Below are 1,182 nucleotides of genomic sequence, written 5' to 3' on the forward strand. Positions count from 1 at the left end.
CCGGGTGCAGAAAGACCAGCGCCTGTCCGTAGCCGTTACGCTGTGCCAGGTAATTCTCCCTGGCCATCCGGATACCCAGTTGCGGAAAGTCCCGATCCCACGCGCGGCCGGAAAGCTGCCGCTGCTGCTCATACCGTTGTTGCTGGAGCTGCTGGCTGAACCCGTGCTGACGATTCGTCAGGACGCTCGCCAGGTTCCGGCTGCGCCGCTGCGGCTCACGCGGCCCGATGCGCGCCTGCGCGCGGGGCCTTTCATCCAGCGCTTCAACCGGATCGTGGGCCGCTCGTTTGCGCGATGGCCCCCCCACCTCGATCCGATGCTTCTGCATCCCGCTTGCAGTAACGGCCGACCGCAGCGGGTGGCCGGGCGCATCGCCCGTAGCCCGGTCTGACACCGCGCTTGCGCGGGGCAAAGCGCGCAACGGATGCCCGGCCGTATCCTCGTCCGCCCAGGACCGTGAAGGCAAGGCACTTTGCCGTCGAGGTTCAGGATAAGGCTGCATCCTGCGCGCCTGGCGACGCGCGGCCAGTCCTTCCCGCCGCGGCAACATGCCAAGGGGGGGGTCTGAGCGCCGGGCGGCTGCTTCCGGCCCCGAAGCGGGAGACCGTCCGGGCGCAGGTTCGTCAATCCCCTCATCGTCAACAGGGGCGCGGCTCTCCGGGCGGCCAATTCTCATACAACTGATTGCGGGTTTCAAGCAGACTGAAGTTGCATTTGATCAGTAATGCATATGTTTCATGAAATGCATGAGTTGGCAAGACAGGCAACGCGAAGCGGAAGTGTGATTTGCGAAGTGATCGACATGGTAACGACGCGCGCGGCCATGGCGCAATGCGCCGGCGAAGTAGCGACAGGCCGCCCTGAGGGCCGCGATCAGCTGCGGCAGTAGTGCCTCAGGTTGATCATCGTGTAGGCGAGCGTCTTGAGCGCGTAGTGCACGGCACTGATGCGTTCGAAGCGCAGCAGCAGGCGGCGGAAGGTGTCCTCCCAGGCGAACACGCGCTCGATGGTGCTGAAGCGCTCCGCGAAGATGGCCGCGTCGAAATGCCGTCTGCGACCGCGCTTCGGTGCCTTGCGCCCACGCGGGTTCTCGGGAATGTTGGGCCTCATGCCGCGGTTGAAGATCGCACGGCGGTTTTCGCGGCAGTCGTAGACGCCATCCAGACTGACGGTTGAGCCCTG

Annotated in this window: 2 protein-coding genes; one reads left to right on the forward strand and one right to left on the reverse strand. The window is 65.2% G+C overall.

Annotated elements, in window-relative coordinates:
* The coding region (locus tag EVC45_RS46035) for a hypothetical protein (RefSeq protein WP_168991683.1) at positions 1–391 on the forward strand (391 nt) is incomplete at its 5' end.
* 482 nt (positions 392–873) lie between these two features.
* Here EVC45_RS46035 and EVC45_RS44745 read toward each other — a convergent pair.
* Positions 874–1,182 (reverse strand): transposase (locus EVC45_RS44745; RefSeq protein WP_248295485.1); only part of this gene is annotated, 309 nt, incomplete at its 5' end.

Origin of the sequence: Paraburkholderia sp. UYCP14C, from assembly GCF_004197395.1 — a bacterium.
Taxonomy (GTDB): Bacteria; Pseudomonadota; Gammaproteobacteria; order Burkholderiales; family Burkholderiaceae; genus Paraburkholderia.